The sequence below is a fragment of the Pseudorhizobium halotolerans genome, from assembly GCF_902153235.2.
Lineage (GTDB): Bacteria > Pseudomonadota > Alphaproteobacteria > Rhizobiales > Rhizobiaceae > Neorhizobium > Neorhizobium flavum.
Genome location: NZ_CABFWE030000005.1, coordinates 25,269 through 47,798 on the forward strand (window position 1 = coordinate 25,269; position 22,530 = coordinate 47,798).

Sequence of the window (22,530 nt, forward strand, 5' to 3'; positions counted from 1 at the left end):
TGACTGTCAATTGCGGTGAGACGATGGCAAATTTGCCACACAATCACAAGCATCTCTCGAAGAGTCAACAAATCGCTACCAAGAGATTGACAGAGGGTGACAGAACATCCTTGCGCGAAGGTTAACGATCTCTAATGGAGCCTGGGTCAGGCGGCCTCCTTCAGCGGGTTGTCCGGATCGATGCCGTAGTCCTTCAGCTTGCGATAGAGCGTCGAGCGGCCGATGCCCAGCTTCCTCGCCACCTGGCTCATCTGGCCGCGGTAGAATTTCAGTGCAAAACGAATGAGTTCCTCCTCGACCTCGGCCACTTTGCGGACCTCTCCGGCAGTATCCGTCGTCGGTATCACGTTGGCGGAAACGGGATAGGCGGCAGCCAGCAGGGCGCGGGGGTCCGGACGGGCCGGCTGGACCGGCACACCGATGAAGCCGTCCGGGGTGGGCAGCACCACAGGCGAGGACGCGGGCTGGTGCATGTCAGCCGCCCTCGGCGCAGCCGTCGCAACCGTCTCCGCATGCCGCAGTTCCTCCGATCGGAACTCAGGCAATTGTGCGGCAATTTGTGGGAAATCCGCGTCTGTCAGTTCGTCCGTCTGTGCCAGGACGGCCGCCCGGAAGATGGCGTTCTCGAGCTCCCGGATATTGCCCGGCCAGTCATGGGCGGTGAGCAGAGCCATTGCCGTCGGCCCGATGGTCACCGGGCGCGGCAGCTTCTGTTCGAGCGAGAACCGGTCGGCGAAAACCCGTGCGAGATGCGGGATGTCCTCCTTGCGGCGGCGCAAGGCCGGGATCGTGATCGGGAAGACGTTGAGACGATAGTAGAGATCTTCCCGGAAGCGCCCTTCCCTGACCTCCTCGATAAGGTCCTTGTTAGTCGCCGAGATCAGGCGGACATTGACCTTCTGCACCTTGGCCGATCCGACCGTCTCGATCTCTCCCTGCTGGACGGCGCGCAGGAGCTTCACCTGTACGTCCAGCGGGAGATCGCCGATTTCGTCGAGGAAGAGCGTTCCGCCATCGGCCTCGACGAACTTGCCAGTATGCCGCTCGGTGGCACCCGTGAACGCGCCTTTCTCGTGACCGAAAAGGATGCTTTCCACAAGATTCTCCGGAATGGCTCCGCAGTTGACGGTGATGAAGGACTTGCCGGCCCGATCGCTAGCAGCCTGGATCGCCCGCGCGACCATTTCCTTGCCGACACCCGATTCGCCTTCCAGGACGACCGGAATGGATGAGTGGGCAGCCCGCTGCGCCAGTTCGATGACGCGCAGCATTTCCGGGCTTGCGGATACGATGTCGCTGAAGGTCACGGCGCCGCTCCGCGACCGGCGGGCAGTCCGGCTGCGGCCTTCCTTGCGGTCGAGGGTGAGCGCATTGGCGACGGAAGCCGCAATGCGTTCGGGAGAGACCGGCTTGACGACGAAATCGAAGGCGCCGGCCCGCATGGCCTCCACCACGGTCTCGATGCCGCCATGACCTGTCTGCACGATCACCGGCGTCTCGATGCCAGCCTCGCGGGTCGCCTTGAGGAAGCCGAGCCCATCGAGGCCCGGCATCATCAGGTCGAGGACGATGACATTGATCTGGTCGCCGCCATGCTTCAGAAACTCCAGGCCACCCAGACCGTTCTCGGCTGTATGAACCACATGTCCATGACGTTCGAGCGCGTTCTTCAACAGGCGGCGCTGAACCGGATCGTCGTCAACTACAAGGATTTGGGCAATCATGCTCGGCTCCCGACATCATTCATAATGTCCAACAAGGGCTTCGTATGCCGGGGTTGTGCCAGAAAGGCTTGAACATCCTCTTTTGAGAAACTCTTGCATTTTAACGGCCGCCACGGAAAACAGGGCGGCGACACGAGGAATGAAAAGGAACTGGTCGATGCTCCGTCACACCCCATCCATGGCCCTGCAGACGCCCGCGGAACATGCGGCCACCGATCCGGCCCTCGGATTGCTGCCGGTCTGGAAGCTCTCCGATCTCTATCCGTCCCGTGAAGCCCCCGAGTTCAAGGCCGACATGCAGCGGGCCGGTGTGATCTGCCGCGATTTTGAAGCCAAGTGGAAGGGCAGGCTTGCCGACGCCGCTTCGAAGACAGGTACCGAAGGGCTCGGGCAGGCGCTCGCAGATTACGAGACGCTGGAGGACCTACTGGGCAGGATCGGCTCCTTTGCGGGCCTCACCTATTTCTCCGATACATCCAACCCCGCAAACGGCAAGTTCTATGGGGACGTGCAGTCGAAGCTGACGGACCTGTCCGCCCACCTCCTGTTCTTCGCGCTGGAACTCAACCGGATCGACGATGCAGTCGTGGACGCGGCCATGGAGCGCGACCCGCAGGCGGGACACTACCGTCCCTGGATCGTCGACCTGCGCAAGGACAAGCCCTACCAGTTGGAGGACAAGATCGAGCAGCTCTTCCTGGAAAAGTCGATGACGAGTGCCGCCGCCTTCAACCGTCTGTTCGACGAGACGATGGCGGAGCTTCGATTCGAGATCGACGGTGAGAAACTGCCGCTCGAGATCACCCTCAACATGCTGCAGGAGCCGGAAGAGCCGGTGCGCCGCAAGGCCGCCGAAGCCCTGTCGAAGACCTTCCAGCAGAACATCCGCGTCTTCACGCTGATCACCAACACGCTTGCGAAGGACAAGGAAATCTCCGACCGCTGGCGCGGCTTCGAGGATATTGCGGACAGCCGCCATCTCGCCAATCGGGTGGAGCGCGACGTGGTCGATGCGCTGGCCGCCGCCGTTCGCGACGCCTATCCGCGCCTGTCGCATCGCTACTACGCCATGAAGGCGAAATGGCTCGGCATGTACGAGATGAACTTCTGGGACCGAAACGCACCGCTGCCGGAGACACCGAAGGCGCTCATTTCCTGGCCGGATGCGAAGGAAACCGTGCTTTCCGCCTATGCCGGCTTCGCCCCGGAAATGGCCGATATCGCCCGCCGCTTCTTCGACGAGGAATGGATCGATGCGCCAGTCCGTCCCGGCAAGGCGCCGGGCGCCTTCGCCCATCCGACCGTTCCCTCGGCCCACCCCTACGTGCTGGTCAACTACATGGGCAAGCCGCGCGACGTGATGACGCTCGCCCACGAGCTCGGTCATGGCGTGCATCAGGTGCTGGCGGGCGAACAGGGTGCGCTGATGGCGCAGACGCCGCTGACGCTGGCCGAAACCGCATCCGTCTTCGGTGAGATGCTGACCTTCCGCGCCCTTCTCGACAAGACGAAGGACAAGCGCGAGCGCAAGGCCATGCTTGCCCAGAAGGTCGAAGACATGATCAACACGGTCGTGCGCCAGATCGCCTTCTACGAGTTCGAACGCAAGCTCCATACCGCCCGCAAGGAAGGCGAACTCACCTCGGAGCAGATCGGCGAGCTATGGCTATCGGTCCAGGAAGAGAGCCTCGGGCCGGCGATCCGCATCTCGGAAGGCTACGAGACGTGGTGGACCTATATTCCCCACTTCATCCACTCGCCCTTCTACGTCTACGCCTATGCCTTCGGTGACTGCCTGGTGAACTCCCTCTACGCGGTCTACCAGAACGCAGAACCCGGCTTCCAGGCGAAGTACTTCGAACTGCTGAAGGCCGGCGGCACCAAGCACCACTCGGAACTGCTGGCCCCCTTCGGCCTCGACGCCACCGATCCGTCCTTCTGGTCCAGGGGCCTGTCGATGATCGAGGGGCTGATCGACGAACTGGAGGCGCTGGACAAGGCGTGAGGCGCATCGGGGCATCCTGGGCGCACAGACTCACATGACGAAGCACGGGCCCTACGTCCTCTTCCGCGACGACAAGCGGTCGCAAAGCCTGCTGTTCCGCGAACCGCGCGACCTCGTCATCGCCCGGACGGCGGAAGAGGTGCTGCCGGCGCTCGCCCGGCTGGAAAAGGCGCGGCAGGATGGCTACTGGCTCGCCGGCTATCTCTCCTACGAGGCGGGTTTCGTCTTCGAGGAGAAGCTGAGGCCACTGGTCGCAGACAACCGCGAGACGCCGCTGCTGACCATGGGCATCTTCGATGGCCCGGCCAGCAGCGGCCATGCTCTGGCGGAGCCACCTAAGATCCAAACTGAAGAACACTGGCTGACCGAGCCCCGCGCCGCCTGGGATCTCGACACCTACCGGGAGCGCTTCGACCGGCTGCACGAGCACCTCCGCCGCGGCGACATCTATCAGGCAAACCTCACCATGCCCGTCGCCGCCCGCTGGCGGGGTGATCCGCGTGTGGCCTTCTGGTCTCTCGTCGCGCGGCAGCCGGTCCATTACGGCGCGCTGGTCGATCTAGGGGGACCCGTCATCCTCTCACGTTCGCCGGAACTGTTCTTCAAGGTTGATGACGATGGCTGGATCGAGACGCATCCGATGAAGGGCACCGCTCCGCGCGGCGCCTCGCCCCGGGAAGACGAAGCAATCGTCGCCGCCATGCTGGCAGACGAGAAGACGCAGGCCGAGAACCGGATGATCGTCGATCTCCTGCGCAACGACATCTCGCTGATCAGCGAGGTCGGAACCCTCTCCGTCCCAAAGCTCTTCGAGATCGAGACCTATCCGACCGTGCACCAGATGGTGAGCCACGTTCGCGCGCGTCTGAGGCCGGAGATCGGCCTGCCGGAGATCATGGCCGCCCTCTTCCCTTGCGGCTCCATCACCGGAGCCCCGAAAATGTGGGCGATGCGCATCCTGCACGAACTGGAGGATCGTCCGCGCGATGCCTATTGTGGCGCGATCGGCTGGTGCGATCCCAAGGGGCCCATGCAGTTTTCCGTCGCCATCCGCACGCTCACCCTTTTCAACGGCGGCGATGCCGTCTTCAATGTCGGCGGAGGAATCGTATTCGATTCGACAGCCGAGGCGGAATATCAGGAATGTCTTCTCAAGGCGCAGTTCGCAGTCGGCAATCAGGCGATCTCTCGCTGATCGAAACTCTGCGCTGGGAGCCGGAACAGGGTTTTCTGCGCCTCGACCAGCACCTTCGCCGACTGAAGCGCTCCGCCGATGCCCTTGGGTTCCTCTCCCCGGCCGAGCCCGAAACGGCGCTGAAGCTTGCCGTCAGCGGTGACCGCCCGCTGCGGGTCCGGCTCACCGTCACCTACCGGGGACGGACGGAGGTCACCACCGCACCGTTCGGGCCGGAACCGGAGGACAAGGTCTGGCGCTTGCGCATAGCCGCGCAGCGGCTTTCTTCCTCCGACGCTTTCCTGCGCCACAAGACGACCCGCCGCGATCTCTACGAGACCGCCCGCGCCGAATTCTCCCGGGATGAGGCGGACGAGGTGCTGCTTCTGAATGAGCGCGGCGAAGTCTGCGAAGGCACGATCACCAATCTCTTCGTCGAAACCGATGGCGGCATGCTGCTGACCCCTGCCCTGTCGAGCGGCCTGCTGCCCGGCATCCTGCGCGCCGAGCTGATCCGCGAAGGCAAGGCTCGTTCCGAAGTGCTGAAGCCGGCGACCCTTGCGAACCGCCGGCTCTTCGTCGGCAATGCCCTGCGCGGGCTGATCCCTGCGGAACTGGTGGAAGGCAGCTAGCGCTTCCGCCGCAGGATCATGCCGCCATGGTGCAGCGTATTGTGATCGACGAACTCTCCGTCCGCGGTGAAGCCGGTATCGTCCCAATAGTCGATATGATTGCCGGAAACGACATATCGGCCTTGGTAGGCGTTCTCGCGCGTGCCGCGGGCTTCGTCGTAGCGGCCATCCGGCAGGAGTTCGTGTCGGACACGATTGTCGTCCGTCACCCACATGCCGACATAGGGATGCGTCTGTCTTTCAGTCGTGATGGTCATCTTGTCCTCCGCCTTGACGGTACCGAGAGCCGCGCCTGCAAGCGCGGCTGTGATCAGGATGGCGTGCTTTCGTGGCATGTCAGTCTCCTCAATTTGAAGAACGCAGGGGCCTCACGACGATCTCGTTGACGTCGACGTCCTCAGGCTGCTCTATGGCAAACCGGACGGCGCGGCCGATGGCGTCGGGCGTCAGCGCTATGGCGCGATAGTCCTTCATCGCCTCGGCGGCGGTCGGATCGGTGATGGTCAAGGCGAGCTCGCTTTCCACCACGCCCGGATGGATACAGGTAACGCGGATGTCGTCGCGCTCCTGCCGCAACCCGTCGGAAATCGCCCGGACGGCAAACTTGGTGGCGCAGTAGACCGCCGCAGTCGGAGCGACATAGAGGGCGCCGATCGAGGCGATGTTGATGATGTGGCCGGAGCCGCGCTCGGTCATTTCGGGCAGGACCGCGGCGATACCGTGCAGCACGCCCTTGATGTTGACGTCCACCATACGGTCCCATTCCTCGACCTTCATGGAGGCCATCGGCGAAAGCGGCATGATTCCGGCATTGTTGACGATGACATCGACGCGGCCGAACTTTTCGCGCGCAGCATCCGCAAAAGCGGCAACATCGGCACGATCCGCGACATCGAGCCGGCGGATGGCGACGGTCCCGCCGCCACTGCGGATTTCTTCTGCCAGTTCCTCGAGACGGTCCGTCCGGCGCGCGCCGAGCATGACCGTCGCACCAGCACCGGCCAGTTCGCGCGCGATGCCGGCGCCGATGCCGCTGGAAGCGCCTGTAATGAGAACGATTTTGTTCATGTTGCTTTCTCCTGTTTCGCCCGAAGTCCAGGCTTGAACGGAAGGTAGACCCCTGCCATTGTTGTCGGTAGCCACCTCAAGCTTTGCAGATTGGTAAGGAACGCTAACCAATGACGCCCGATCTCAACGCCCTGGCTGTCTTCATCACGGTCGCTGAGGAAAAGAACTTCCGTGCCACGGCGGATCGGCTCGGCGTCACCCGCGCTGCGGTCAGCCAGATCATGCGAAAGCTGGAGGAAACGATGGGCATCGCCCTCGTCAACCGCACCACCCGCAGCGTCTCGCTGACGGAGGCGGGAGAGCGGCTCTACGCCGAGGCCGCACCCGCCCTCGCTGGAATGCGTGCGGCCATCGAGGCGGCGGGTAATCTTGGCGACAGTCCACGCGGCCAGTTAAACCTCGCCGTCTCCTCCATTGCCGAAAGCTTCCTGTCCGGGCCGCTGCTCGCCTCCTTCGCCGAGGCGAATCCGCAGGTGAAAATCCACGTCACCGTGACCGATGACGAGTTTGACATTGTCGAAGAGGGGTATGACGCCGGCGTGCGGCTTGGCGAGGTGATCGCCCAGGACATGATCGCCATTGCGGTCTCCGGCGACCAGCGGCAGGTGGCGGTAGCATCGCCGGACTATGTCGCGCGCTGCGGCACCCCGCAGCATCCGAGGGACCTGACGAACCACCGCACGATCGGCTGGCGTACCGGGCCAGGCCGCGCCTCCTACCGGTGGGAATTCGCCGAAGACGGAAAGGAGTTTACGGTCGCCGTTGGTGACCACATCACCACGACGGACATGGCTCTGATGGTCCGGCTCGCGGTTGCCGGAGCGGGCATCAGCTTCGGCATGGAGGAAAGCTTCCGGCCCTTCATCGAACGCGGTGAACTGGTGACGCTTCTTGAGGATTACTGCCCGCGCTTTCCAGGCTTCTATCTCTACTATCCAGGCCGCCGCAACATGGCACCCAAGCTGCGGGCACTCGTCGATCATTTGCGACGAAACCGGGCGGGCTGACCCCCGTTTCTCAGGTCCGTCAGGCCTACGGTCCGCAACCGATTGCGGCTTTTTGAGCCTCCGTTCGCAACCTCTTTATTGTGACGGGGATTTATGATCTAGAGCGCCGGCATTGCGATCAGCGCTCCCATCCGTTCCCTGTCGGCCAAGCGGCGCAGCGGCGTGATGCCGAGGCGGCGAAGGAGAGAGATATGTCTGAACAGAACTACCCGGTGCATGGCGAAATCACGGGCCCGATCGTGATGATCGGCTTCGGCTCCATCGGTCGCGGGACCCTGCCGCTCATCGAACGTCACTTCAAGTTCGACAAGAGCCGGATGGTGGTCATCGATCCGCGCGACGACGGAGCGGAGATCCTTGCCAGGCACGGCGTCAGACATATCCGGGCACATGTCACGAAAGACAACTACAAGACCCTCCTGAAGCCGCTTCTCACCAATGGCGGCGGCCAGGGTTTCTGCGTCAATCTCTCGGTCGACACCGGGTCTCTCGACCTGATGAAGTTCTGCCGCAAGCTGGACGTGCTCTATATCGACACGGTCATCGAACCCTGGCTCGGCTTCTACTTCGACACCTCGGTGAAGAACGCCGAACGCACCAACTACGCGCTGCGCGAAACGGTCCGCCGCGAGAAGGCGAAGAACCCGGGCGGCACGACGGCCGTCTCCACCTGCGGCGCCAATCCCGGCATGGTCTCCTGGTTCGTCAAGCAGGCCCTGGTGGACCTGGCGAACGAGACGGGGCTGAGCTTCGAGGAACCCTCTGCCGAGGATCGCGAAGGCTGGGCCAAGCTCATGAAGAAGCTGGGCGTCAAGGGTATCCACATCGCGGAGCGCGACACGCAGCGCACCAAGAACCCCAAGCCGCTTGACGTCTTCTGGAACACTTGGTCCGTTGAGGGCTTCATCGCCGAAGGCCTGCAGCCCTCGGAACTCGGCTGGGGCACCCATGAAAACTGGATGCCGAAGAACGCCAAGAAGCACAAGAAGGGCTGCCAGGCGGCGATCTACCTCGAGCAGCCAGGTGCCAACACGCGTGTCCGCAGCTGGTGCCCGACACCCGGCCCGCAATACGGCTTCCTCGTCACCCACAACGAGGCGATCTCGATCGCCGACTACTATACGGTGCGCGACAAGCATGGCGAGGTGGCCTATCGCCCCACCTGCCACTACGCCTACCATCCCTGCAACGACGCCGTCCTCTCCCTGCACGAGATGTTCGGCAATGGCGGCAAGGCGCAGCCCGTCCAGCACGTGCTTGACGAGGACGAACTGGTGGATGGCGTCGATGAACTCGGCGTCCTGCTCTACGGCCACGAGAAGAACGCCTACTGGTACGGCTCGCGCCTGTCGCTGGAGGAGACCCGCCGCATCGCTCCCTACCAGAATGCCACCGGCATGCAGGTGACCTCCGCCGTGCTCGCCGGCATGGTCTGGGCGCTGGAGAACCCGAAGGCCGGCATCGTCGAGGCCGACGAGGTGGACTACAAGCGGTGCCTCGAAGTACAGCGGCCCTACCTCGGCCCGGTCGAAGGCCACTACACGGACTGGACGCCTCTGGAGGGACGCCCGGGCCTCTTCCCCGAGGACATCGACACCTCCGATCCCTGGCAGTTCCGCAACATTCTGGTGCGCTGACCGGTGCTTGCGCAGGGGGGAGGCCGTGGTTTTCGCCTCTCCCTTGTTGAAAGAGCCGGAAAAGGGCTGCGAAACTTTCGAATCTGCATTAGATACGGTTCACAAAGTACATCACCATCGGCCGAACCGCGGGAGACACCGACATGAAACTGAAAGCGAGCATCGTGCTGATTGCCGCCGCCACGCTGACTGCCTGCGTCTCCAATCCGCCGCCGCGGCTTCCGCCGCCGCAGGCGCAGCCTCAGGGCGTCGAAGGTGTGTGGGTGGACCCCAATGGAATCGTCTCCACCTTCCAGGGCGGCACCTTCAATACCCGCTCGACCGACAGCAACACGCTTCTCGCCTCCGGCACCTATGTCAGCCTGTCGCCCACCCTCGTCGAGATCAGCATGACGTCGCTGGTCCGCAACACCCAGTCGCGCGTCAACTGCGCTCTTGTCTCCCAGAGCCAGTTGAACTGCACGCAGGACAGCGGCGCCCAGTTCTCGCTGACCCGCCGCAGCTGACACACTCTTGATACCTTCCGTAAGGCCCCGCCCATGGCGGGGCTTTTTCGTTCCGGAGGAGGCGTAGTCCGTGCCTCCCGCACTGCACATTTCCCCTTGCAGTCGCCCTGCCTTGATGAAACCATGCCCCGTCGCCGATCGTGGGACAATGGGATCGGACGCCACCGGATCGTGATCCGACCGCGACAAAAGGAGAGAGACACAATGATGAAAACGTTGAGACTGGGGCTGATGACCGCCTCGGCGATTGCCCTCTTTGCCGGCAGCGCGCTGGCCGATTACGAGCTCAATATCCTCCACATCAACGATCTCCATTCGCGCATCGAGGCGATCAACAAGTACGATTCCACCTGCTCGGCTGAAGAAGCATCGAAGAACGAGTGCTTCGGCGGCATTGCGCGGGTAAAGACCGCCATCGACACCCGTCGCGGCGAACTCACCGACGCCAACGTGCTTGTCCTCGATGCGGGCGATCAGTTCCAAGGCTCGCTCTTCTACAGCATGTTCAAGAGCGGCCCGATCGCCGACTTCATGAACGGCATCGGCTTCGACGCCATGGCGATCGGCAACCACGAGTTCGACGATGGCCCGGAAGAATTGCTGAAGTTCATCGAGGCATCGGAATTCCCGATCATCTCCGGCAACACGATTGCCGCCGAGGGCAGCCCGGTCGCAGGCAAGTTCGAGCCTTACATCATCAAGGACATCGGTGGGCAGAAGGTGGCGGTGGTCTCCGTGCTTGCAACTGACACCGACGAGACGTCCTCGCCCGGCGACCAGATCCGCTTCGAGGACGAGGTGGAATACCTGAAGAAGGCGGTTGCCGACCTCGAAGGCCAGGGCATCAACAAGATCGTCCTTCTCTCGCATGTCGGCTATCACCGCGACCAGGAAATCGCCGCAGCCGTGGACGGCATCGACGTCATCGTCGGCGGCCACAGCCACACTCTCCTTTCCAGCACCGACGAAAAGGCTGCCGGTCCCTACCCGACCCTGGTGAAGAACCCCGGCGGCACGGACGTGCCGATCGTGCAGGCCTATGCCTATTCCAAGTATCTGGGCGACCTGAAGGTGGTCTTCGATGACAACGGCGTCGTGACGTCGGCCGAAGGCGCGCCGCAACTCCTCGACTCCTCCGTCGTGGCCGACGCCGGCTATGCCGCCAAGGTGGAAGAACTCGGCAAGCCACTGGAGGAACTGAAGCAGAAGGTGGTTGGCTCGACGCAGGACACGATCGTCGGCGATCGCGATGTCTGCCGTGTCGAAGAGTGCTCCATGGGCAATCTCGTTGCCGATGCACAGCTCGATCGGGTCAAGGATCAGGGCATCACCATCTCGATCGCCAACAGCGGTGGATTGCGTGCTTCGATCGATTCTGGCGACGTGACGATGGGCGAGGTCCTGACCGTCCTGCCGTTCCAGAACACCATTGCCACCTTCCAGCTCAAGGGATCCGACCTGCGCGCCGCCCTGGAGAACGGCGTGAGCCAGATCGAGGAGGTCGCTGGCCGCTTCCCGCAGGTGGCGGGCATGAAGTACTCCTTCGACAAGTCGAAGCCGGCTGGCGAGCGGATCACCGACGTTCAGGTCCAGGAAGGCGATGCCTTCGTGCCGCTCGACCCTGAGAAGACCTACGGCGTAGTCACCAACAACTACGTTCGTGGCGGCGGCGACGGCTACAAGATCTTCGCGACAAACGCCGTCAATCCCTACGACTTTGGCCCGAACCTCGAGCAGGCGGTGGCTGACTATCTGGGCGCCAACTCGACCTACGAGCCCTATACGGACGGCCGCATAACCGAAGTGGCCGCTGCTGGCGAGGCCGCTCAGCCGGAGGCCCCGGCCACCGAGGCACTGGCGGCACCTGCAGCCGAGGCACCCGCAGCCGAGGCACCCCCAGCTGCTACACCGGCCACGCCGGCGCCCGCCGCTCCGGCCGACACGGCAGCACCAACGACGCCTGCACCGGCGGAAACGGTACCGGCCGCGGAAACCGCTACCCCTGCCGCGACCGAGGCTTCGCCGCAAGAGCAGACGCATACCGTTGCCCGTGGCGACTCTCTCTGGAAGATCGCCGAGTCGGTCTATGGCGACGGCGAACAGTGGAAGCGGATTGCCGAGGCGAACAGCCTGAGCAATCCGAATGTCCTGACGGTCGGGACCGAGCTTCGCCTGCCGCCCCGCTAAGACGATTTGTCTCGCAAATGCCGACGGTCCGGGGCTTCCCCGGGCCGTTTTTTGTTTCTAGATAGAACCAAACGTGTTGCGGTGCCGTATAAACCGCTGAACAGCAATCGGATCATTGAAATGGACGCCATCACGAGCCACCTCCCGGCCGGTCATCCCCCAGTGAAATTCGGCAAGGTCGGGGTCCTCCTCGTCAATCTCGGCACGCCCGACGGTACCGATTACTGGCCAATGCGCCGCTACCTGGCGGAATTCCTGTCCGACCGGCGCGTGATCGAATGGTCCCGTCTTTACTGGTACCCGATCCTCTACGGCATCGTCCTGAACAAGCGCCCGCAGAAGGTCGGCAAGGCTTACGAGGAAATCTGGAACAAGGACCTCGACGAGAGCTATCTGCGGACCTACACCCGCAACCAGGGTGAACTGATGGCCGAGCGCCTGAAGGACCTGCCGAACGTCGTGGTCGACTGGGCCATGCGCTACGGCAACCCCTCTATCGCCTCGCGGATCGACGCGCTCCACGCCCAGGGCTGCGAGAGGATCCTGCTCTTCCCGCTCTACCCGCAATACGCTGCCTCGACGACGGCGACCGTCAACGACAAGGCCTTCGAGCACCTGATGAAGATGCGCTGGCAGCCGGCGGTCCGGACTGTCCCGCCCTACCACGACGATCCGGCCTATATCGAGGCGCTGGCAATCTCGGTCGAAAAGGCGCTGGCACAGGTGGACTGGGAGCCGGAAATGCTGGTGGCCTCCTTCCACGGTATTCCCCAATCCTACTTCAAGCAGGGCGACCCCTATCACTGCCACTGCCAGAAGACCGGCCGCCTGCTGCGCGAGCGCCTCGGCCTTCCGAAAGAGAAGTTCATGGTCACCTTCCAGTCCCGCTTCGGGCCGGAGGAATGGCTGCAACCCTATACGGACAAGACCATGGAGAAGCTTGGCGACGAAGGCATCAAGCGCATCGCCGTCATGAACCCCGGCTTCGTCTCCGATTGTCTTGAGACCCTGGAGGAGATTGCCGGCGAGGCCGGAGAAATCTTCCAGCACCACGGCGGCGAGAAGTTCCTGCATATCCCCTGCCTCAACGACAGCCCGGAGGGCATGGGCGTCCTGGAAAAGGTCGTTCGCCGCGAGCTTCAGGGCTGGGTCTGACCTCTTTCGTTTGATCCGCGACGGGAACATGATACTCCAGTCTCAGACTTCTTGAGCTGGAGGGTCAGCCATGTTGGGCGGCTTCGATATCGTCGTTATTGCGATCGTTCTACTCGTCATCCTGGTCCTGTTCGCCGGGATCAAGACGGTGCCGCAGGGGTATCGTTACACTGTCGAACGGTTCGGCCGCTACACCCGCACCCTCGATCCGGGACTGAACCTGATCACGCCCTTCATAGAGCGCATCGGCGCCCGCATGAACGTGATGGAGCAAGTGCTGGACGTACCGACCCAGGAAGTCATCACCAAGGACAATGCCAGCGTCTCGGCGGACGCCGTCGCCTTTTACCAGGTCCTCAATCCTGCTCAGGCGGCCTATCAGATTGCCGACCTCAAGAATGCCATCCAGAACCTGACGATGACCAATATCCGGTCGGTCATGGGATCGATGGACCTCGACGAACTCCTCTCCAACCGCGAAGTGATCAACGAGCGGCTGCTCCGCGTGGTGGATGAAGCGGTCGGCCCGTGGGGCATCAAGGTAACCCGTGTCGAGATCAAGGACATCCAGCCGCCGGCTGACCTTGTCCAGTCCATGGGCCGGCAGATGAAGGCCGAACGCGAGAAGCGCGCCCAGGTGCTGGAAGCCGAGGGTGCGCGGAACGCGCAGATCCTGCGGGCGGAAGGCGCGAAGCAGGCTGCCGTCCTGCAGGCCGAAGGCGAGCGTGAAGCAGCCTTCCGTCAGGCGGAGGCGCGGGAACGTCTGGCGGAGGCGGAAGCAAAGGCGACGCAATCCGTGTCGCAGGCAATAGCCCTCGGCGACGTGCAGGCAATCAACTACTTTGTCGCCCAGAAATATACGGAAGCCCTGACGGAGATTGGCAAGGCTCCCAACTCGAAGATTGTCCTGATGCCGATGGAGGCTTCTTCGCTCATCGGCTCGCTGGGCGGCATCGGCGCGATTGCCAAGGAGATTTTCGGTGATGGCGACGGCCCGGCGCGCATCCGCTCGTCAGTGCCGCAACAGCCGGCCACTCCCTCCTCCCCGCGACCGGCGCCCACGCCCTCACCCCGTACGACGCCGCCCGTCAATCCGTTCGCTCCGCGGAACGAGACCTGACCATGCTGCAGACACTCGCTGCCAATCTCGGCCCCTGGAGCTGGTGGATCATCGGCATCGTTCTGCTGGCCGCCGAACTTGTCGCGCCCGGCGTCTTCCTGATCTGGATCGGTGCGGCCGCCATCGTCATCGGCGTCCTGTCGCTTCTGCTCTGGGATGCCGCCTTCTGGTCGTGGCAGCTGCAGTTCGTGCTGTTTGCGGTTCTGGCCGGCGCTTTCGCGCTCGCCGGACGCCGCTTCTATGGCCGGCACGAAACCAGCGACCAGCCCTATCTCAACCGCCGCGGCGAAAGCCTGGTCGGCCGCACCGCAACGCTCCATGAGCCGATCCGCGAAGGCCGCGGCCGCATTCGCCTTGACGACACCTGGTGGCCCGTCATGGGGCCTGACCTGCCGGCAGGAACACGCGTGACGGTGGTCTCCGCCGACGGGCGTGATCTGAAGGTAGAGGCGGCCGCCTAGATCAGGCGACGCCGACGCGCAGCAGATCGTGGAAGTGGACGATGCCGATCGGATGACGTTCGTCATCCACGACGATGAGCGCCGAAATATTGTGCTGATTGAGAAGGGCCATGGCGCTCGTGGCGAGCGTCCTTTCCTTCACCGTCTTCGGATCGCGCGTCATGATGTCGTCGACGATCATGGCACCGAGATTGAGGTTGAGCCCGCGGGCGAGGTCGCCGTCGGTGACGACGCCGCAGAGGCGGCCATCCTCGTCGGTGATGCCGACGCAACCGAAGCGCATTTCCGCAAGCGTCATGACTGCCGTCGGCACCGGTGTCCCCTTCTTCACCAGCGGTACACGGCTTCCAGTATGCATGATGTCGCCGATATGGCTCAGCATCGCGCCCAGCTTGCCGCCGGGATGGAAGACACGGAAATCGAGCGCGGTGAAGCCGCGGGCCTCGAGAAGCGCCACCGCAAGCGCGTCGCCGAGCGCAAGCTGCAACAGGGTGGAGGTGGTGGGCGCCAGTCCGTGCGGGCAGGCTTCCTGAGCCTTGGGGAGGAGAAGCACGATGCTCGCCTCTCGCGCCAGCGTCGAAGCCTCGCCCGCCGTCAGCGCGAGCAGCGGGATCGAGAAGCGCCGGCAATAGCCGACAATGCTCTGCAGTTCGGCCGTCTCGCCGCTCCAGGAAACCGCGATGACCGCATCGTCCCTGGAGATCATCCCGAGATCGCCGTGGCTTGCCTCGGCGGCATGCACGAAGGACGCCGGCGTGCCGGTGGAGGCCAGCGAGGCGGCGAGTTTCGCGCCGATGTGACCGCTCTTGCCAACGCCGGAAACGATCACTCGCCCCTTCAGACCGAGGACCAGGTCGACCGCCTGTCGGAAAGGCTCCGAGAGGCCGTTCTGCAGGGCCTGCTCCAGGGCCTCCAGCCCTTGCCTCTCGACCGAGATCGTGCGCAGCGCGGACTCGATGACCGCCGTCTCGCTCACCTTGAGTGCTTCCTGTGTCATGGCGCGGCATCTACCGCTTTTGCCGGACGAAGTCCATCGGGACGATAGCGCCGCCCCCCCCCCCCGCTAGAACCAAGTGTTAACCACATGGCTTTACGTTTGCGTAACCGCTGCACAATCGGGCATCTGGATGGAGAGAATGGACAAGCAAGGCGAAAGACCTGTGCCGCGCCTGCCGGCGCTGGCCGTATTGCTTGCCTGCACGTCCCTCATCATGCCTGTCACCACGGGTGCGCAAGCACTCTATCCGGCACCCTCCGCCACAAACGGCATCAGTCCGGAGCCGCTACCCACCTCTGCCAATGCGCTCCCTTCCGGGGCTTCGGCGGCCCCCTCGGCCAATGGCGTGGTGACTGGGTCCGCTCCGGCCGGCGGCGCCGATCCTTCGGCGAACTCGGAGGTGCTTGCGACCGGCTCTATCCCGGCACCGGCGCCTCTCGATCCTCCTTATGAGGAAGACCTGTCCCTCGCCTACGAGGAGAATTTGGACGTAGGCGCCGATCCCATCGAGCCGGGTGAGGCCCCTCTTCCTCCGGGCGACCCGACCGGCATCCGGCTCGGCACCTTCATGCTCCGCCCTTCCGTCAGCAATACGGTGAACCGCGAGACGATCCGCACCGGGGATACGAAGACCCAACGCGACTATCTATCAACCGCCATTCGCGGCACCCTCACCTCCGACTGGTCACGCCACGAGCTCACGGTGAATGGCGAGGGTACGTTCGAGAGGGATATCGTCGGCCGCGACGACATCGAGCCCGAAGGCCGAGCGGATGCGAATCTACGCCTCGACCTCGCCGACGAAACCATTGCCAACATCAGCGCCGGCTACAGCTTCGAGCGCGAGGATAATAACGACCCCAACGCCATCGGCGGCGCCAGCGTCCAGTCCGGCGTTCACCAGTTTGACGGCGGCTTGACGCTCGAACGGTATGCAGGCCTGATCCACGGCCTCGCCGGCGTCGGCGTCAGCCGGGAGATCTATTCGGATGCCGAACTGCAGGATGGCTCCTCCCTCGATCTCAGCGACCGCAATCGAACGACGGTCGATGGCAGGCTGAGGCTCGGCTACGAGCTCTCGCCGGCGCTTGTGCCCTTTGTGGAAGTGGCCGGCGGGCGTAGCTTCTATGACGATCGCTACGACTCGGCAGGATACGAGCGCTCGTCCTGGCGTTACGCCGGTCGGGCTGGCGTGGAATTCGATCTTAGCGAAAAGCTGCGCGGTGAGCTCGCCGCCGGATACACGCGCGCCGACTATGATGACGCACGGCTTGATGACCTTGGCGGCGTGACTTTCGATGGACGGACCGTCTGGTCTCCGCGACGGGGAACCGATGTCGAGCTTGCACTGCGAACGACGCTTCAGGACGCAACGGCCCCCGGCGCAAGCGGCTGGACGGAATATGATGCCACCGCGGTGGTGACGCACCAGCTGCGCCATAGGCTGGTCGGGCGCCTCACCGGTGGCGCCACCCTGCGGGACTTTCCCGAGGGTGAGAGCGAGACCACCTGGCTTGCCGGCGCCGGCCTTGCCTGGAGCATCAACCCCTATCTCGATCTCACCGGTGATCTCGAATACGAGCGTACGCTCCGCAGCGGCGACGATACCGATACCTGGCGTGCCGGCATGGGCCTCACCCTCCGCAGATGAAAATGCCCGGCGCGAACCGGGCATTTCGGTGTTGCAGTGTTCAGGCTCAGTGTCCTTAGGTGAGCCGCGCTACCATGTCCTTCAGCGGTCCCTCGATCGCCGGGCGGATGTCGCCGCGCTGGAGCGCGAATGCCAGGTTGGCCAGAATGAAGCCGTCCTTGGCACCGCAATCGAAGGTCTCGCCCTTGAAGTGGTAGGCGGCGAATTCCTGTTGCCGGGCAAGCGCCAGCATGCCGTCCGTCAGCTGGATCTCGTTGCCCGCGCCCCGCTCCTGCGTCTCAAGGATGCTGAAGATTTCCGGCTGCAGGATATAGCGGCCGTTGATGTAGTAGTTGGAGGGTGCCGTGCCCTTTGCCGGCTTCTCGACCATCTCGGTGATCTTGAAGCCTTCGCCCACCTTGTCGCCGACACCGACGATGCCGTACTTGTGCGCCATCTCCGGGTCGCATTCCTCGACAGCCAGCACGTTGCCGCCGGTCTGCTCGTAGAGCTCGACCATGCCCTTCAGGCAGCTCTTCTCGGACGACATGATCATGTCGGGAAGCAGCACAGCGAAAGGCTCGTTGCCAACGATATCGCGGGCGCACCAAACGGCGTGGCCAAGTCCGAGCGGCACCTGCTGGCGCGTGAAACTCGCCGTGCCGGCGGTCGGCAGCAGATCCGCAAGCAGGCTGAGCTCGGCGTTCTTGTTGCGCTCGCGCAGCATCTGCTCCAGTTCGTACTGGATGTCGAAATAGTCCTCGATGACACCCTTGCCGCGACCGGTGACGAAGACGAAGTGTTCGATCCCCGCTTCCGCCGCCTCATCGACGACATACTGGATCACCGGCTTGTCGACGACCGTCAGCATTTCCTTGGGCACGGCCTTCGTGGCCGGCAGGAACCGCGTTCCTAGCCCGGCTACCGGAAACACTGCCTTGCGTATCTTCTTCTGTGCCACGCACACCTCCTGAAGTACTCCGTCGGGAGCCAACTCACAATCGCGTCATCTAGTCAAGAATTGCTACGATTTCCTCACCGATGACGCGAGCTGCTTCATATGGTAAAGGGTTTGTTGACTCTGTTCTGTTATCCATTCGTTAAGTCGAACATCACGTTCGATGAAGGATGAACCTGAAGAACGACGGACACGATTTGCCGATGACCATGTTTCGCACCTATCGCCTTCGCGGTTTGATTTTCGCCCTGGCCGCAGGAGCAGCCCTGGCGACCAATCCGTTAGATGCCAGAGCCGATGCCGGTTTCAAGTCCTGGATCTCCGATTTCTATGCAACGGCCGCCAAGGCTGGCATCAGCCGTTCGACCTATGAGAAGGCTTTCGCCGGCGTCTCTGCACCGGACCGGGCAGCCCTCGAGAAGGCCGCCTATCAGCCCGAATTCAAGTCGCAGATCTGGGATTACCTGGATTCGCGCGTCAATCCCTACACCGTGAAGGTCGGCCAAGAGATGCTGGCGCGCCATGGCCGCACGCTCGCGGCTCTCGAAAACCACTTCGGCGTCGACAAGCACGTTCTCCTGGCCATCTGGTCGATGGAATCGAACTACGGTGCGGTGCTGGAGAAGCGGGATCGCCTGCATCACGTCCCGCAAGCCTTGGCTACCCTCGCCTGGGGCGATCCCAAGCGCGCCAAGTTTGCACGGACCCAGCTCATTGCCGCCCTCAAGATCCTTCAGTCGGGCGAGATCTCCCCGAACCACCTGACTGGTTCCTGGGCAGGCGCCATGGGACACACCCAGTTCATTCCCACAAGCTATCTGCTCTACAAGGTCGATGCCGACGGCAACGGCAGTGCAGACATCTGGAACTCCGTACCGGATGCGCTCGCCACGGCCGCCAACCTCCTGAAGAAGAACGGCTGGCAGACCGGCAAGACCTGGGGTTACGAGGCGGTGCTGCCGCAGGGCGCGGCGAAGTATGACGGACAGACCAAGACGCTGGCACAATGGGCGGCGCTGGGCTTCACGCGCCCCAACGGCAAGCCGTTCCCGCGAGGCGGCGATCGCGCCGAGCTGAAGCTCATGGCGGGTGCGAATGGTCCGGCCTTCCTGATGACCCGCAACTTCTTTGTCATCAAGCGCTACAACGCCGCTGACAGCTATGCCCTCGGCGTCGGCCTTCTTGCAGACCAGATCGCCGGATACGGTGGCGTTCATCAGCGCTGGCCACGGCCGAATGGCACGCTCGACATCGTCGAGAAGTTCGAGCTGCAGACAAAGCTCAAGCAGCTTGGCTACTACGAGGGCGAGATCGACGGCAATTTCGGTTCCGGCTCCAAGGCGGCGATCACCGCAATCCAGCAGCGGCTTGGCATGCAGGCGGACGGTCAGCCGTCGCAGTCCCTGCTCAACGCGTTGCGTTGACAACTCGCGCATTCCGTCCCACATCGCCTGCATGAGCAGGCGGGCGGGAAGCCCCGCGCGGACATGAGGTTTGATGTGGTCGGCGGCAAAGGCATTATCGGCCGTTTCCTGGTGATCTTGGTCACCGTGGCTCTTGTCGTGCCGGCGTCACCGGCGCCGGCAGAGGCACAGGAGCGCGTCCAGCGCCGCAATCTGCTCGACATGCTGTTCGGCGGCGGGCGTCGCTATATCGACCCGGAACCGTCCATCATCGACGTGCAGCCGCGGCGCCAGAGGCAACTGAGGCAACAGCAGCCGCGCCCCCGCGGCCGCGCGCCGGCCGCACGGGCAGCCGCGCCACGGCCAGCCGCTCCAGCCGCACCGCCGAAGCCGGAGCCGGTGGCCAAGCTGGAGAATGCACGCCAGATCCTCGTGGTCGGTGACTTCCTCGCCGGAGGATTGGGCGACGAACTCTCCACCGCCTTCGAGGAATCGCCCGGCGTCGTCGTCGCGGAACGGAGCAATGGCTCTTCCGGCTTGGTGCGCCAGGACTACTACAACTGGCCGGAACAGCTTCCCACCTTGATCGACGAGGTGAAGCCCGCACTGGTCGTGGTGATGATCGGTGCCAACGACCGCCAGCAGATGAAAACGGCCGATGCGCGCCTCGACTTCCCGAGCGACGGCTGGTTCAGTGAATATGAACGACGCATCCGCGAACTTGGCACCATCGTCACCAGCCGGAAGATCCCGCTGCTCTGGGTCGGCCTGCCTTCCTTCCAGTCGCCGTCGCTGATGCGCGACGCCGTGAAGCTGAACGGCCTTTACCGGACGGAAGTGGCGAAGCTCGGCGGCGAGTTCGTCGATATCTGGGATGGTTTCGTCGACGAGGAAGGCCGCTTCATCGTCACCGGATCCGATATGAACGGCCAGCAGGCGCGCCTGCGTGGCTCCGACGGGATCAACTTCACCAAGGCCGGCAAGCGCAAGCTTGCATTCTATGTCGAGAAATATGCCCGGCGGCATCTGGGAGAGATGGCAAGCCCGGAACTGGTCAAGCTCGATGCCAGCAACCTGCCGGAACTGCAGGTCCTGCCCCCCTCACTGACCACGGCCGTGCCCGTCCAGCCCATCAGCGTGATGGACCCGGAGCTCGACGGTGGAGCCGAGCTGCTGGGTGCCTCCCCACCGCCGCCGCCGCTCGTGGAAACCCCGCGCGACATGCTGGTGAAGCGTGGCGAACTGCCTCCAGCCCCGAAGGGGCGCATCGACGACTATCAGCGAAGCACCACGCAGTAGCGCCTTCCCGAATATCCCGCGGTCCTGTCACGGCGGTAATGCTTCCGCCTCCTTCATTCCCACGATGGAAGAGGGAGGCCTAGCCCGACCAAGACTCCGATCTTACCTCGGAAGAACCGAACTGCCCATCAGGGCCTCGTCGATCGCGCGTGCAGCCTGGCGGCCTTCGCGGATCGCCCAGACTACCAGTGACTGGCCGCGGCGAACGTCGCCCGCGACCCAGAACTTGTCCACCGACGTCTTGTAGTCGCGGTCATTGGCGACGACGTTCGTGGAGCCGCGCCGGTCAACATTGAGTTCGAGCTTGCCGTCCATTTCCGAGAGCACGCCGTCCTTCAGCGGTCCCGAGAAGCCGATGGCGATGAAGGCAAGGTCGGCCTTGATGATGAAGTCGGTGCCGGCGATCGGCTGGCGGCGCTCGTCCACCTCGCAGCAGCGCACGCCCGTCAGATGCCCGTCTTCTCCGACGAACTCTAGGGTGGCGACCTGGAACTCGCGGACCGCACCTTCGGCCTGCGAGGACGATGTGCGCATCTTCGTGGCCCAGAAGGGCCAGACGGCAAGCTTGTCTTCCTTTTCAGGCGGCTGCGGGCGGATATCGAGCTGTGTGACCTTCACCGCGCCTTGGCGGAATGCAGTCCCGACACAGTCGGATGCGGTATCGCCACCGCCGACAACGACGACGTGCTTGGCGCCCGCCAGGATCGGCTCGGCCGGCCAGCCGACGCTGTCGATGTTTTCACGGCCGACGCGGCGGTTTTGCTGCACGAGATAGGGCATGGCATCGTAGACGCCCTGCAGGTCGACACCGGGGATTCCGGCGGCGCGCGGCGTCTCCGACCCACCACAGTAGAGCACCGCATCATGCTCCGCGAGCAACTGTTCGACGGGCATGTCGACGCCGACATTGACGCCGCAGTGGAAGGTGACGCCCTCGCCCTTCATCTGCTCGACGCGACGGTCGATGAAGTTCTTCTCCAGCTTGAAGTCCGGGATGCCGTAGCGCAGCAGGCCACCGGGCTTCGTCTCGCGCTCGTAGACATGCACGTCATGTCCCGCGCGGCCGAGCTGCTGGGCCGCCGCCATGCCGGCGGGACCGGAGCCGATGATGGCGACCTTCTTGCCGGTCTTTTCAGTCGCCGGCTGCGGGCCGACCAGGCCAAGCTCATATGCCTTGTCCGCGATCGCCTGTTCGATTGTCTTGATCGCGACGGGCGCATCCTCGAGGTTCAGCGTGCAGGCTTCCTCGCAGGGCGCCGGGCAGACACGGCCGGTGAACTCCGGGAAGTTGTTGGTGGAATGGAGGTTGCGGATCGCCTCTTCCCACTTGTTGTTGTAGACGAGGTCGTTCCAGTCCGGAATCTGGTTGTGCACCGGACAGCCCGTCGGACCATGGCAGTAGGGGATGCCGCAGTCCATGCAGCGTGCCGCCTGCTTGGTGACTTCCGCATCCGACATCGGAATGGTGAATTCCCGGAAATGGCGGATACGGTCCGATGCCGGCTGGTACTTCATGACCTGCCGGTCGATTTCCATGAAACCCGTTACCTTGCCCATGTATCGTCCC

General features: G+C 63.5%; 19 protein-coding genes. 13 read left to right on the top strand and 6 right to left on the bottom strand.

Annotation, left to right across the window (positions count from 1 at the left end; translation table 11 throughout):
- Window positions 1-146: 146 nt before the first annotated feature.
- Entirely contained in the window at window positions 147-1,724 is a 1,578-nt protein-coding gene (locus FN060_RS05090; protein WP_142587156.1) for a sigma-54-dependent transcriptional regulator, read from the bottom strand.
- Between the two features lie 178 nt (window positions 1,725-1,902).
- Here FN060_RS05090 and FN060_RS05095 point away from each other — a divergent pair, with 178 nt between their 5' ends.
- The 3 genes from FN060_RS05095 to FN060_RS05105 are packed head-to-tail and all read left to right on the top strand — an operon-like array spanning window position 1,903 to window position 5,535.
- Complete coding sequence (locus tag FN060_RS05095) at window positions 1,903-3,729, top strand: M3 family oligoendopeptidase (protein ID WP_244665770.1); 1,827 nt, start codon at window positions 1,903-1,905, stop codon at window positions 3,727-3,729.
- 34 nt (window positions 3,730-3,763) lie between these two features.
- Window positions 3,764-4,924 carry an aminodeoxychorismate synthase component I gene (locus tag FN060_RS05100; RefSeq protein WP_142587160.1) on the top strand — a complete coding sequence of 387 codons (1,161 nt, stop codon included), beginning with the start codon at window positions 3,764-3,766 and terminating at the stop codon, window positions 4,922-4,924.
- Entirely contained in the window at window positions 4,873-5,535 is a 663-nt protein-coding gene (locus FN060_RS05105; protein WP_142587161.1) for an aminotransferase class IV family protein, read from the top strand. The genes FN060_RS05100 and FN060_RS05105 overlap by 52 nt, the downstream gene beginning before the upstream one ends.
- Here FN060_RS05105 and FN060_RS05110 read toward each other — a convergent pair.
- Both FN060_RS05110 and FN060_RS05115 read right to left on the bottom strand, forming a co-directional pair.
- The gene (locus tag FN060_RS05110; RefSeq protein WP_142587163.1) at window positions 5,532-5,870 is read right to left on the bottom strand and encodes an Atu4866 domain-containing protein; all 339 of its coding nucleotides are present in this window, start codon (window positions 5,868-5,870) and stop codon (window positions 5,532-5,534) included. The two genes, FN060_RS05105 and FN060_RS05110, sit on opposite strands and share 4 nt — an antisense overlap.
- A gap of 10 nt (window positions 5,871-5,880) precedes the next feature.
- Window positions 5,881-6,603, bottom strand: coding sequence for an SDR family oxidoreductase (locus tag FN060_RS05115; protein ID WP_142587165.1), 723 nt, complete (start codon window positions 6,601-6,603; stop codon window positions 5,881-5,883).
- Between the two features lie 110 nt (window positions 6,604-6,713).
- On the opposite strand from FN060_RS05115, the gene FN060_RS05120 reads away from it, so the two are divergent.
- From FN060_RS05120 to FN060_RS05150, 7 genes are all read left to right on the top strand, one after another.
- A complete protein-coding gene (locus FN060_RS05120) occupies window positions 6,714-7,610 on the top strand; it encodes a LysR family transcriptional regulator (RefSeq protein ID WP_142587166.1) in 897 nt (298 codons plus the stop codon).
- Window positions 7,611-7,801: 191 nt separating this feature from the next.
- Window positions 7,802-9,247, top strand: coding sequence for a homospermidine synthase (locus tag FN060_RS05125; protein WP_052639312.1), 1,446 nt, complete (start codon window positions 7,802-7,804; stop codon window positions 9,245-9,247).
- Between the two features lie 143 nt (window positions 9,248-9,390).
- Entirely contained in the window at window positions 9,391-9,753 is a 363-nt protein-coding gene (omp10, locus tag FN060_RS05130; RefSeq protein ID WP_142587167.1) for an outer membrane lipoprotein Omp10, read from the top strand.
- A gap of 204 nt (window positions 9,754-9,957) precedes the next feature.
- Window positions 9,958-11,940 (top strand): 5'-nucleotidase C-terminal domain-containing protein, encoded by a 1,983-nt coding sequence (locus FN060_RS05135; RefSeq protein WP_142587169.1) that lies wholly within the window; start codon window positions 9,958-9,960, stop codon window positions 11,938-11,940.
- A 120-nt stretch (window positions 11,941-12,060) separates the two neighbouring features.
- On the top strand, window positions 12,061-13,095 hold the full coding sequence (hemH, locus tag FN060_RS05140) for a ferrochelatase (protein WP_142587171.1): 1,035 nt from the start codon (window positions 12,061-12,063) through the stop codon (window positions 13,093-13,095).
- A 70-nt stretch (window positions 13,096-13,165) separates the two neighbouring features.
- Complete coding sequence (locus FN060_RS05145; RefSeq protein WP_142587172.1) at window positions 13,166-14,215, top strand: SPFH domain-containing protein; 1,050 nt, start codon at window positions 13,166-13,168, stop codon at window positions 14,213-14,215.
- 2 nt (window positions 14,216-14,217) lie between these two features.
- On the top strand, window positions 14,218-14,676 hold the full coding sequence (locus tag FN060_RS05150; protein WP_142587174.1) for an NfeD family protein: 459 nt from the start codon (window positions 14,218-14,220) through the stop codon (window positions 14,674-14,676).
- Between the two features lies 1 nt (window position 14,677).
- On the opposite strand, the gene FN060_RS05155 is transcribed toward FN060_RS05150, so the two are convergent.
- Window positions 14,678-15,673 carry a KpsF/GutQ family sugar-phosphate isomerase gene (locus FN060_RS05155; protein WP_142587175.1) on the bottom strand — a complete coding sequence of 332 codons (996 nt, stop codon included), beginning with the start codon at window positions 15,671-15,673 and terminating at the stop codon, window positions 14,678-14,680.
- A 139-nt stretch (window positions 15,674-15,812) separates the two neighbouring features.
- Between FN060_RS05155 and FN060_RS05160 the strand changes: the two genes are divergently transcribed.
- Entirely contained in the window at window positions 15,813-17,324 is a 1,512-nt protein-coding gene (locus FN060_RS05160) for an outer membrane beta-barrel protein (protein WP_183949904.1), read from the top strand.
- Between the two features lie 55 nt (window positions 17,325-17,379).
- On the opposite strand, the gene galU is transcribed toward FN060_RS05160, so the two are convergent.
- The gene (galU, locus tag FN060_RS05165) at window positions 17,380-18,264 is read right to left on the bottom strand and encodes a UTP--glucose-1-phosphate uridylyltransferase GalU (protein WP_077549679.1); all 885 of its coding nucleotides are present in this window, start codon (window positions 18,262-18,264) and stop codon (window positions 17,380-17,382) included.
- 206 nt (window positions 18,265-18,470) lie between these two features.
- Here galU and FN060_RS05170 point away from each other — a divergent pair, with 206 nt between their 5' ends.
- Window positions 18,471-19,685 carry a lytic murein transglycosylase gene (locus tag FN060_RS05170; RefSeq protein ID WP_425312159.1) on the top strand — a complete coding sequence of 405 codons (1,215 nt, stop codon included), beginning with the start codon at window positions 18,471-18,473 and terminating at the stop codon, window positions 19,683-19,685.
- Window positions 19,686-19,748: 63 nt separating this feature from the next.
- Entirely contained in the window at window positions 19,749-20,963 is a 1,215-nt protein-coding gene (locus FN060_RS05175; RefSeq protein ID WP_077549680.1) for an SGNH/GDSL hydrolase family protein, read from the top strand.
- Between the two features lie 102 nt (window positions 20,964-21,065).
- Here the strand turns inward: FN060_RS05175 and FN060_RS05180 are convergent, their stop codons facing one another.
- Complete coding sequence (locus tag FN060_RS05180) at window positions 21,066-22,520, bottom strand: glutamate synthase subunit beta (RefSeq protein ID WP_077549681.1); 1,455 nt, start codon at window positions 22,518-22,520, stop codon at window positions 21,066-21,068.
- Window positions 22,521-22,530: the final 10 nt, after the last annotated feature.

What these genes read in the sequence shown, in the direction of transcription:
- FN060_RS05090 (WP_142587156.1), bottom strand. Translation starts at nt 1,724, where the DNA reads ATGATTGCCCAAATCCTTGTAGTTGACGACGATCCGGTTCAGCGCCGC.
- FN060_RS05095 (WP_244665770.1), top strand. Translation starts at nt 1,903, where the DNA reads ATGGCCCTGCAGACGCCCGCGGAACATGCGGCCACCGATCCGGCCCTC.
- FN060_RS05100 (WP_142587160.1), top strand. Translation starts at nt 3,764, where the DNA reads ATGACGAAGCACGGGCCCTACGTCCTCTTCCGCGACGACAAGCGGTCG.
- FN060_RS05105 (WP_142587161.1), top strand. Translation starts at nt 4,873, where the DNA reads ATGTCTTCTCAAGGCGCAGTTCGCAGTCGGCAATCAGGCGATCTCTCG.
- FN060_RS05110 (WP_142587163.1), bottom strand. Translation starts at nt 5,870, where the DNA reads ATGCCACGAAAGCACGCCATCCTGATCACAGCCGCGCTTGCAGGCGCG.
- FN060_RS05115 (WP_142587165.1), bottom strand. Translation starts at nt 6,603, where the DNA reads ATGAACAAAATCGTTCTCATTACAGGCGCTTCCAGCGGCATCGGCGCC.
- FN060_RS05120 (WP_142587166.1), top strand. Translation starts at nt 6,714, where the DNA reads ATGACGCCCGATCTCAACGCCCTGGCTGTCTTCATCACGGTCGCTGAG.
- FN060_RS05125 (WP_052639312.1), top strand. Translation starts at nt 7,802, where the DNA reads ATGTCTGAACAGAACTACCCGGTGCATGGCGAAATCACGGGCCCGATC.
- omp10 (WP_142587167.1), top strand. Translation starts at nt 9,391, where the DNA reads ATGAAACTGAAAGCGAGCATCGTGCTGATTGCCGCCGCCACGCTGACT.
- FN060_RS05135 (WP_142587169.1), top strand. Translation starts at nt 9,958, where the DNA reads ATGATGAAAACGTTGAGACTGGGGCTGATGACCGCCTCGGCGATTGCC.
- hemH (WP_142587171.1), top strand. Translation starts at nt 12,061, where the DNA reads ATGGACGCCATCACGAGCCACCTCCCGGCCGGTCATCCCCCAGTGAAA.
- FN060_RS05145 (WP_142587172.1), top strand. Translation starts at nt 13,166, where the DNA reads ATGTTGGGCGGCTTCGATATCGTCGTTATTGCGATCGTTCTACTCGTC.
- FN060_RS05150 (WP_142587174.1), top strand. Translation starts at nt 14,218, where the DNA reads ATGCTGCAGACACTCGCTGCCAATCTCGGCCCCTGGAGCTGGTGGATC.
- FN060_RS05155 (WP_142587175.1), bottom strand. Translation starts at nt 15,673, where the DNA reads ATGACACAGGAAGCACTCAAGGTGAGCGAGACGGCGGTCATCGAGTCC.
- FN060_RS05160 (WP_183949904.1), top strand. Translation starts at nt 15,813, where the DNA reads ATGGACAAGCAAGGCGAAAGACCTGTGCCGCGCCTGCCGGCGCTGGCC.
- FN060_RS05170 (WP_425312159.1), top strand. Translation starts at nt 18,471, where the DNA reads ATGTTTCGCACCTATCGCCTTCGCGGTTTGATTTTCGCCCTGGCCGCA.
- FN060_RS05175 (WP_077549680.1), top strand. Translation starts at nt 19,749, where the DNA reads ATGAGGTTTGATGTGGTCGGCGGCAAAGGCATTATCGGCCGTTTCCTG.
- FN060_RS05180 (WP_077549681.1), bottom strand. Translation starts at nt 22,520, where the DNA reads ATGGGCAAGGTAACGGGTTTCATGGAAATCGACCGGCAGGTCATGAAG.